The sequence below is a fragment of the Persicitalea sp. genome (assembly GCF_041751555.1).
Taxonomy (GTDB): Bacteria; Bacteroidota; Bacteroidia; order Cytophagales; family Spirosomataceae; genus Persicitalea.
Genome location: NZ_JBGSXF010000483.1, coordinates 1 through 9,063, shown reverse-complemented (window position 1 = coordinate 9,063; position 9,063 = coordinate 1). Strand labels below are relative to the sequence as shown.

General features: G+C 49.2%; 11 protein-coding genes. 4 read left to right on the top strand and 7 right to left on the bottom strand.

Features of this window, described 5'->3' with window-relative positions; translation table 11 throughout:
- Nucleotides 1-93: 93 nt before the first annotated feature.
- The 4 genes from ACEW8P_RS17070 to ACEW8P_RS17055 all read right to left on the bottom strand — a co-directional run bounded on the left by ACEW8P_RS17070 (nucleotide 94) and on the right by ACEW8P_RS17055 (nucleotide 2,332).
- Complete coding sequence (locus ACEW8P_RS17070; RefSeq protein ID WP_373514281.1) at nucleotides 94-528, bottom strand: cytochrome c maturation protein CcmE; 435 nt, start codon at nucleotides 526-528, stop codon at nucleotides 94-96.
- A gap of 58 nt (nucleotides 529-586) precedes the next feature.
- The gene (locus tag ACEW8P_RS17065) at nucleotides 587-814 is read right to left on the bottom strand and encodes a CcmD family protein (RefSeq protein WP_373514280.1); all 228 of its coding nucleotides are present in this window, start codon (nucleotides 812-814) and stop codon (nucleotides 587-589) included.
- A 64-nt stretch (nucleotides 815-878) separates the two neighbouring features.
- On the bottom strand, nucleotides 879-1,631 hold the full coding sequence (ccsA, locus tag ACEW8P_RS17060) for a cytochrome c biogenesis protein CcsA (protein ID WP_373514282.1): 753 nt from the start codon (nucleotides 1,629-1,631) through the stop codon (nucleotides 879-881).
- A gap of 38 nt (nucleotides 1,632-1,669) precedes the next feature.
- Nucleotides 1,670-2,332, bottom strand: coding sequence for a heme exporter protein CcmB (locus ACEW8P_RS17055; RefSeq protein WP_373514279.1), 663 nt, complete (start codon nucleotides 2,330-2,332; stop codon nucleotides 1,670-1,672).
- A 117-nt stretch (nucleotides 2,333-2,449) separates the two neighbouring features.
- Here ACEW8P_RS17055 and ACEW8P_RS17050 point away from each other — a divergent pair, with 117 nt between their 5' ends.
- Both ACEW8P_RS17050 and feoB read left to right on the top strand, forming a co-directional pair.
- The gene (locus ACEW8P_RS17050; protein WP_373514278.1) at nucleotides 2,450-2,680 is read left to right on the top strand and encodes a ferrous iron transport protein A; all 231 of its coding nucleotides are present in this window, start codon (nucleotides 2,450-2,452) and stop codon (nucleotides 2,678-2,680) included.
- 38 nt (nucleotides 2,681-2,718) lie between these two features.
- Entirely contained in the window at nucleotides 2,719-4,875 is a 2,157-nt protein-coding gene (feoB, locus tag ACEW8P_RS17045; protein WP_373514277.1) for a ferrous iron transport protein B, read from the top strand.
- Nucleotides 4,876-4,877: 2 nt separating this feature from the next.
- On the opposite strand, the gene ACEW8P_RS17040 is transcribed toward feoB, so the two are convergent.
- Together ACEW8P_RS17040 and ACEW8P_RS17035 are read right to left on the bottom strand one after the other, a co-directional pair.
- Nucleotides 4,878-5,045: a hypothetical protein gene (locus tag ACEW8P_RS17040; protein WP_373514276.1), complete on the bottom strand. Its 168-nt coding sequence runs from the start codon at nucleotides 5,043-5,045 to the stop codon at nucleotides 4,878-4,880.
- 149 nt (nucleotides 5,046-5,194) lie between these two features.
- On the bottom strand, nucleotides 5,195-6,676 hold the full coding sequence (locus tag ACEW8P_RS17035; protein ID WP_373514275.1) for an NAD(P)H-hydrate dehydratase: 1,482 nt from the start codon (nucleotides 6,674-6,676) through the stop codon (nucleotides 5,195-5,197).
- A 142-nt stretch (nucleotides 6,677-6,818) separates the two neighbouring features.
- Between ACEW8P_RS17035 and rplS the strand changes: the two genes are divergently transcribed.
- Nucleotides 6,819-7,181, top strand: a complete 363-nt coding sequence (gene rplS / locus ACEW8P_RS17030) for a 50S ribosomal protein L19 (protein ID WP_373514274.1) — start codon at nucleotides 6,819-6,821, stop codon at nucleotides 7,179-7,181.
- Nucleotides 7,182-7,360: 179 nt separating this feature from the next.
- Complete coding sequence (gene dapF / locus ACEW8P_RS17025) at nucleotides 7,361-8,128, top strand: diaminopimelate epimerase (RefSeq protein WP_373514273.1); 768 nt, start codon at nucleotides 7,361-7,363, stop codon at nucleotides 8,126-8,128.
- 1 nt (nucleotide 8,129) lies between these two features.
- On the opposite strand, the gene ACEW8P_RS17020 is transcribed toward dapF, so the two are convergent.
- Nucleotides 8,130-9,063, bottom strand: a 934-nt coding sequence (locus ACEW8P_RS17020; RefSeq protein WP_373514272.1) for a DUF4835 family protein, incomplete at its 5' end; no start/stop codon positions are given.

Sequence of the window (9,063 nt, the reverse complement as noted above, 5' to 3'; positions counted from 1 at the left end):
TGACGGACTTGAAATAGGCAAAAGTCGCGACGAGGGCCGACACAAAAGCAACGATCACGAACAAGCGACCAGCGTCGCCGTAGGCGGTATGAATCATAGTTGGGCGGCTTGGTATTCAGTCGTTTCTAGTTTCTCGTTGTTGTATTTGGACGGGCATTTGAGCAAGATTTTCTCGGCTTCAAAATGATCCTGCTCCATCTTGCCAATCACAACCACCTGCTCCGACTTATCGAAGTCCTGCGGCTTAGGGCTGCGGTAAACTACTTTCTGAGCACGGTTGTCATTATCCAGTAACGTAAACACAAAGTAGTTGGGGTCGATCTCTGGCTTATAGGCCATTTCCTGAATCTCTCCCGAGGCGTCTTTTTTCAGCGTGCCGACCACGTGGATGCTACCATCGTTTCCGTTCATAGCCAACTGCTCAGCCTGAGTAAAATTGACGTACGTACTTGCATCGCCCGCCGTAGAGACAATAATGGCAATCGCGACCGCAATAATGCCAATTCCGAAAATATGGGACTTTTTCATGGTTATTTGATTTTTGGTATTGGATGGTGGACTACTTAGAAATCTAATACCCAATGTCCTACCTAATATTTAACTCTTTTTCTACTTTGGTCAACTTACTGTCCAAACGAACGAGGTAGGTAATTATTCCGGCAAAGATAAGCGCAATAACGCCCACAACTACCCAAATTTTCCCATCGGCCCGCATTTGATCAGCCATCGCCACCTCTGTATCAACCCCCTGTTGCGCAAAGAGGTTTAAGGAGGTGAAGGTAAAAACCAAGAAAAAGAAAAAAAGACGTTTCATAGAACTTCTAAACGTGAAAACCATTCTCTGTAACAATTATTTGTGATCGCTCGGGGTACCTCGTTTATTCGTTCATCATGACCCCGGAGGTTTCCGACACGCGCTCCTCCTGCTCCCGCTGAACTATCTTTAACCGATAACGGATACTGGTGATCCAGGTTCCCAGCAGAATCCAGCCAATGATGGCAGGGTAAAAGACCATTCGCATCCGACCGTCGAGATCTATCGAACTGAAACCTGGGTTGCCACCGTTACCGGGATGCAGCGAATCGGTCAGGCGGGGTAGCACAAAAATCAAAGGCATAAAGATGGCAAATGCAAAGATATTGTACACCGCCGAGATGCGGGCGCGTCGCTGTTCATCATCGAATGAACTTCTCAGTAGCAAATAAGCAAAATAGATCAGCATTCCGACCGCCGCGCTGTTGAGCTTGGGATCGTTGGGCCACGGCTCCCCCCAGGTAAAATTAGCCCAAAGCGAACCCGTCACGCACCCCAAGATACCGAACATGACACCCACTTTCGCAAATGCTGCCGATTTATCGTCGTCGATGACGTTGCTGGAACGCAAGTACCGAATGGCAAAAATCATCGATACCAGCAACATCACGATCATGGCAAACCACATCGTGACGTGGAAATACAGATTCCGAATCGTCTCGTTCAAAATCGGCTGCCGGGGTACCGTCCCCAGCAATCCCTGAAAAAGGACGTAGTAAAGAATTACTACCGTCAGAATTTTCCACCAGGCTTTTTTCATAGAATCAATGATAGAATTTTGAATGAGTGAATGATAGAATAATTTGGCGAAAGCAATATTCTATCATTCACTCATTCTATCATTCAAAATTAAAATCAACTCCTCCACAAATAAGGAAACAACATATATGACAGTGCGATCACGATGGCATCAATGGCCAACAGTGTGCTAATTTCGTCCAGGCTAACGCTACGGTCCAGGCCATCGAGGGCGTTCTTGGCTAACTTCATTACCATCAGCAGCATCGGCAGAATAATCGGGAAACTGAGTACCGCCATTAACGTCGCACTGTTGTCAGCTTTAGAGGCGATTCCCGCCACCAGCGTCAGCACCGAGGCAAACCCTAGCGAGCCCAGAACAATACTTATAATATATAGCCCTAAATCGATCACCGGGTTTCCCATCACAAACACATAAAACCCAAAACCAATTCCCGCCAGAACGAGCATCAGAAGGGAATTGTAAATGATCTTTGAAACGATGATGGCCCGCGGACTTGCGATCGTATAATAGTAAAGCAAACGCCCGAACCGCTCCTGCGCAAAACTCTTAGCAATGGCATTTACCGCTGTAAAGAGCAGGATAATCCAAAACAGCGTGTTCCAAACGATGGGTGTCAGCGAACTCTGATTCACCTTGAAACTTAGATAACAAATAAAGATCGTACTCCCAACGTAAAGCAGCATTCCGCTCAGTGCGTAACGCTGCCGCCATTCGAGGGCTATTTCTTTCCAGATGAGAGTCTTCAGTTCGAGCATCTGCCCGCAAAACTACGGCATAAACGCGCGACAAATAAAAAACATGATAAAAATCATTTGATAAATTGGCGCCTATGCACTTTCTTTGTGTTTAATTATATTAAATCTAAATAAGCTATGCTACTCACTCGCAACGTCGCCGATCTCAAAAAGGGAGAAAGTGCCGTCATCAAGTCGTTTAATGACCGGGACATGTCGTTGAAGTTGCTTGAAATGGGCTGTTTGCCCGGTTGTGAGGTGCGTTTAGACGCAGTAGCTCCCTTTGGTGACCCGATTTGTGTGCGCGTAGGAGGCTGTTACTGTCTTTCATTACGCCGCAACGAAGCCGCCAGTATTGTGGTAGAGTAAATTTGATCTCCTGTATTTTTATTTGGTGACGCATTGAATTGAAACCCGCTCCCCGCAAAATTGCCCTCATCGGCAACCCCAACTCCGGCAAATCTACGCTATTCAATCAACTGACGGGCTTACGCCAGAAAACCGGCAACTTTCCCGGTGTCACTGTCGAGAAAAAAACCGGAACTCTTCGTTTTTCCGTTTCTGCTGATGATTCTGCTTCGGGCGACACGTTAACTCTTGCCGAAGCGACCCTAATTGATCTTCCCGGCATTTACAGCATTTATCCTAAATCGCGGGACGAACAGGTGGCGGTGGATATTCTGGCCAATCCGCAACACTCCGACCATCCCGACGCGGTGGTAGTTGTGGCCGATGCCTCTAACTTGCAGCGGAACCTGCTGCTATTCACCCAAATTGCTGATTTAGGGTTGCCGACGGTACTGGCCCTCAACATGCTGGACGTGGCCGATAGCATGAAGCTTAAAGTCAACGCCGTGCAGCTGGCAATGCAGTTGCAAGTACCAGTGGTAAAAATCAACGCTCGCACTGGCGAAGGCATTGATCGCCTGCGGGAAGCGATTCAGAGCGTGAAAATGACCGATAGTCTTGTTTCGGCCTATTTTTTAGATCCCGCTGAAAAACAATTGGACATAATTCAGGCGGTTAAAAAGGAATACCAACTCGACAATAACTACCTGGCGCTTCAGTACATCTGCCAGCATGATTCGTTTACTTTTCTGAATCAGGGCCAACGGGAACAACTCGATGGTCTGATCGCCAAACATAACTTCGATAAGACCGATTTTCTGGCTTATGAAACCATCACCCGCTACGAGCGATTGCGGCCTTTGGTGCAGAAGGCCGTTACTACTCAGGGTGATAGTGAACAACCCGCCTGGACGCGACGACTGGACAGGGTTTTACTGCACCCGTTCTGGGGTTACGTAGCTTTTCTATTTGTACTGCTAATCATCTTCCAGGCGGTCTTTGCCTGGGCAGAATATCCGATGGACTGGATCGATCAAGCTACGGCAAACGCCATCCAATGGACGAAGTACGCGCTCCCACAAGGCGTCTTGAATGATATGCTTACCGATGGACTCATGGCGGGCATCGGCGGAGTCATCATTTTCATACCCCAAATCGCCTTTTTATTTGGCTTGGTGGGTTTGCTGGAAGAGTCGGGTTACATGGCTCGGGTGATGGTTATTATGGACAAGCTGATGCGAAAATTCGGCCTGAATGGTCGCAGCGTGGTACCACTGATTTCGGGCGTGGCCTGCGCTGTTCCCGCCATCATGACCACGCGCAGCATTAATAATCCTTACGAGCGGCTGTTGACTATTTTGGTTACGCCGCTGATGAGTTGCTCGGCGCGGCTGCCGATTTATACTATTCTTATCGCGCTGGTTGTGCCGGATGAAGCGGTGCTGGGCATTCTAAATTTGCAGGGCTTAGTACTATTGGGACTTTATTTGTTGGGCTTAATTGGAGCCTTGGGTTCGGCATGGCTATTTTCGATTTTCGTGCCGCGCCGTGAGCCGAGCTACTTTATTCTGGAAATGCCTACTTACAAGTGGCCACGCTGGAGCCATCTGGGAATTACGATGTACGACAGCGTAAAATCATTTGTACTGGAGGCTGGAAAAATTATCGTTGCCATTTCCATTATTCTCTGGGTCTTGGCCAGCTACGGACCAGGCGATAGCATGGAGAGAGCGGAGGAGCAGACGCTACAAGAAATGGCCAACGCCGCACCGCAAGTCCGCGAAGCTGCCGTGGCGTCAGCGCAGTTAGAGACATCCTACGCCGGACGTTTCGGAAAATTCATCGAACCGGCCATCGCTCCGCTTGGCTACGATTGGAAAATTGGGATTGCGCTCATTACTTCATTCGCCGCCCGAGAAGTATTCGTGGGAACAATGTCCACCATATATAGTATTGGTGGTGAGGCGAGTGAGGACGCCGTAACGATCCGGGAGCGGCTGCAAAAAGAAAGAAACCCCCAAACGGGTGGACCAATGTACACCCCGGCGGTTTCTTTTTCATTACTAATGTTCTACGTATTCGCCATGATGTGCATGAGTACGCTGGCGATTGTATATCGCGAAACGCACGGCTGGAAATGGCCGATGGTGCAACTCGTGTACACGATGGTGCTGGCCTATGTTTCAGCTTGGGCGACTTTTCAACTACTCAGTTGAGCCTACCAGAGGACGCCTTTTTCCAGCAAAGGAAAAATGAAGCGAAAAATAATGTAGGAGAAGATAAGGACGGCCAGTCCGCCCATTACGAATGCCTGATCGAGGAAAAACTTGTGGTCTTTCTTTTCTGAGTTCAATCCGCCCCAGTTGCGAGGTAAGGTCTGTTTCATGGTGGATATTGTTCTAATGCGTGGACGAGTAACAAAACTCGTATTGAATTTACGCAAACAAGATCGTTCCAGTTGTAGAATGGTTGGAAACAGGCCAGAAAAATCCCCAAAACTTATCGAACGGTCGTTTCTCTTGGGCATTTCCGCAACTACCACCCCAGATTTTCCACAATATCCGAGGCAATCATCGACACTTTGGTGCGTGCTTTGGCGGCACGATCGCCAGCGATGCCGTGCTGATAAACTCCCAGCCGGGCTGCATTACGAGGCTCGTATTTCTGCGCAAGGAGCGAGGTGAGTATGCCCGTAAGTACATCGCCCGTACCACCCGTAGCCATCCCTGCGTTACCCGTAGCATTGAAGTACACAGTACTGTCAGGGAAAACTACCGCAGTGTGCGCGCCTTTTAAGACAACGATCAACCTATGCTCTCTGGCAAAATCGCGGGCTAACTCCAGACGAGCATAATCATCTTCGCTTTTCCCGGCCAAGCGCTCAAATTCTTTCGGATGCGGCGTAATGATCGTGTTGTCGGGTAGTTTTTTGAGTAGTTCAGGATTTTCAGAAAGTAAGTTCAGAGCGTCGGCGTCCCACACCATCGGTACTTTAGCCTGGTCGAGCAACTCTTCCAGCATCTGCAGAGTTTGTGGCTCTTTGCCCAATCCCGGCCCGACGCCAATCGCTGAACAGGCGTCCAATTCTGGCAAAGTCGTCAACATCTTTTCGTGAATATCTACCGAACACATTGCCTCGGGCAGTGCGATCTGGATGATCTCGTAGCCGCAACCCGCTACGTGCATCGTCAGTAGCCCTACGCCCGAACGCAGACAGGCTCCACCACAGAGTTGAGCCGCACCCATTTTGCCGTGACTACCCGCCAGCAGCAGGGCATGGCCGAAAGTACCCTTATGCGAAAACTTCTCCCGGTCGCGAATCAATTTCTTCGCGCTTTTTTTATCTGTAAAAAAATAGGGCGTTTCCGTTTCCTGAATGAACGCTTCGCTTAAACCAATATTAACTACTTGCCAATCACCGACGAACGGATCATTGTGCGGAATCATGAACGCCAGCTTGGGTAGTTGGAAACTCACCGTGTAGTCGGGCCGGACAATAGCGTCGTCCTCATCGTTGATCTTATCCATGTATAAGCCGCTGGCGATGTCCACCGAAATGACCCGCGCCGGACTTTCGTTCATCGTATCAATTACTGTTGCCAGCAAACCCTCCGCCGGGCGCGAAAGCCCCGACCCCAACAGGGCATCAATCAGTAGTTCGTCGCCCGTTAATTTAGGGAGGTCTTCCTTATTCTTTATGTAATGAATCGACAAGTGTTCCCTCAGCCGTTCGAGGTTCTTGGAAAAATCGTCGGAAGTCTTGTCCGTATAATTCACCACGTACACTGCCACGCCGTAACCTTTGGACGAAAGGAGGCGGGCGATGGCCAGGCCGTCGCCACCGTTATTGCCCTTTCCACAGAAAAAAACGAGCGGTTGGCGGTTGTCGAACCGGGCGCAGAGCCAGCGGACAAAAGCCCGCGAGGCACGTTCCATCAGATCGAGCGAGCTAATGGGTTGTTGCTGAATGGTGTGCGCGTCAAGGTCGCGGATTTGGGAGGCGGCGAGTATTTTCATTTTGTAAATCTAACAAAACCTTTCATATACCGGAAAATAGGTCTATTTTTGCACTCGTTTTTCGCAGGGCTGTTTCGAATGAAGGGGCGTCACCCCGTCCGCTGAGAATAGTTCTTTACCTAATTTATTTTCAAAAATCGTCATGAGCGAACTGATTAAACTCGTTGAGGCTACGAATGAAGACCGTAAGTCCGAGTATCCCGATTTCAAATCGGGCGACACCATTGTAGTACACGTAAAAATCCGCGAAGGCGGTAAAGAGCGCCTTCAATTGTACCAGGGAACCGTTATGCAGCGCCGCAACCCCAACAGCGCGGGCGAAACCTTCACGGTTCGCAAAATATCCAACGGTATTGCCGTCGAGCGTATTTTCCCGATTCTTTCCCCCAGCATTGCCAAAATCGAACTCCTCCGCCGCGGTAAAGTCCGCCGCGCCCGCCTCTTCTACCTACGTGGTCGTCAGGGTAAGGCTGCGAGGATTAAGGAGTTGAAAACTACGAAATAGTTTATGAGTGCATGAGTTTATGAGTTTTTTCATCTCAATCAAAAAGCCCCGCCGGAATTTTTCCAACGGGGCTTTTTGTATAAATTGCCATGGAAAACAGAATTGCTCAGAAAGAAAGGATAGCGACTGACTCATCATTTCTCATGCGGTGCTCGTTCGCACTCATAAACTCATAGACTTTGAACTTCCATAAATATCAAGGCACTGGCAACGATTTTATTCTAATCGACGACCGGACGGAGACTTTTTCTTTGTCAAGAGAAAAAATCGCGCGGCTGTGCCACCGCCGCTTTGGTATCGGAGCCGACGGGCTAATTCTGCTACGTAACGCGCAGGGGTATGATTTCAAGATGGTGTATTTCAATGCCGATGGCGGTGAGGGCAGCATGTGCGGCAACGGTGGACGCTGTACCGTTCGCTTTGCCCACGATTTGGGCATTTTTTCTGAGAAAACTACCTTCCTGGCCGTGGACGGGCCGCACGAGGCTACGGCTACGCCTGAATTAATCCACTTAATGATGAGTCCGGTCAAGGGTTTGGAAAAACACGAAACCTATGACTTTGTCGACACCGGATCTCCACACTACGTTGCTTACGTTGATAATGTGGATACGACCGAAGTCGTGAGTATAGGTCGGGCTGTTCGCAACAATGAAACCTATGGACCGCGTGGCGGTACCAATGTCAATTTTGTGGAGGTAAGATCACCCAATCATTTGAAAGTGAGAACCTACGAGCGTGGCGTAGAAGATGAAACCTACTCTTGCGGCACTGGTGTCACGGCTTGCGCCCTGTCTTCCCACGCGCATTTTGGCTGGGAAAGCCCGGTCAAAATCGATACGGTAGGCGGGGAGCTTCAAGTAGCCTTTCGTGAAACAGAACCCTTGCAATTCGACGATATTTACCTGATCGGCCCGGCGGTGAAAGTTTATGAAGGAACATTGTAAGTTATTGAATCAACTTCCTGTAAAGTTCCGTTTTGGTAGGGTCGAGTAAAGAAAGTAGTTTGAAAGCTTCCTGACGGTCATCCGGTGATGCCTCACGCATGAGGTTGTAGAATTCCTCCGACTTAGCGTCGAAGAATGAGTTCAGCAATACTGCTCCAGGTCGAAGTTGAGCGGCTTGTTTGGCTGTCACCAACAATTCCATTCCCTTTTTGCGGGCCAATCCCGGCGTTTCGGTGGCTGTGTCCAAACCCAGGCGATGGTAGTTGTACACTCCTTCACGGAACGGCAGGAACTGCTGGCTCATCAAATTTTCCACCAGCGCGTAGCGATTGCGGGCGTCGCGATCAGCCTTCCAGGCTTTGGGGAAAGGGGAGGAATTAGTGGCCAGATTGGCCAGATTGAACGCTTTCTGCAAATACGGATTGCCGCCCGTCTTACTAAATGAATCGTAATCCATCGTCAGCACCACGTAAGCGTAAAATGCCAAAGCAAAAGGTAGCTCGTCGGTGTAATTGTTCTCGTTGAAGAACATGGGTGTGTTAGGCAGAAACTTGAAGCTGAAATTACGATCCACGAAACTAAACAACACCGATTCGTAGGTAGAGTTGAACACAGGCCGGGTGACGATTAACTGCGCATTGGCTTCGTAAACCCCCTGACTAAGCGAGCGAATCAGGTTGACATTGAGTTTACAACCAATCCGTTCCTCAGGCGTGAACTGGTCGTTTGTCCAGCGAGTGTTGTTCATAAACTCGCTGATGTACGTCCTGAGTTGGTTCATAGCCTGCTCGTCGGTCTTCTGCTGCGCCACGAGTTGATCGTAGTTGAGGGTCACAGTGCAGTCCAGTTCCTGAGCCGACAAGTCAAGTGTGATCAAGCCGAAGAGAAGAATTCCCAGATATTTCACCAATAGTTTTTTCATACCACGCTCCATT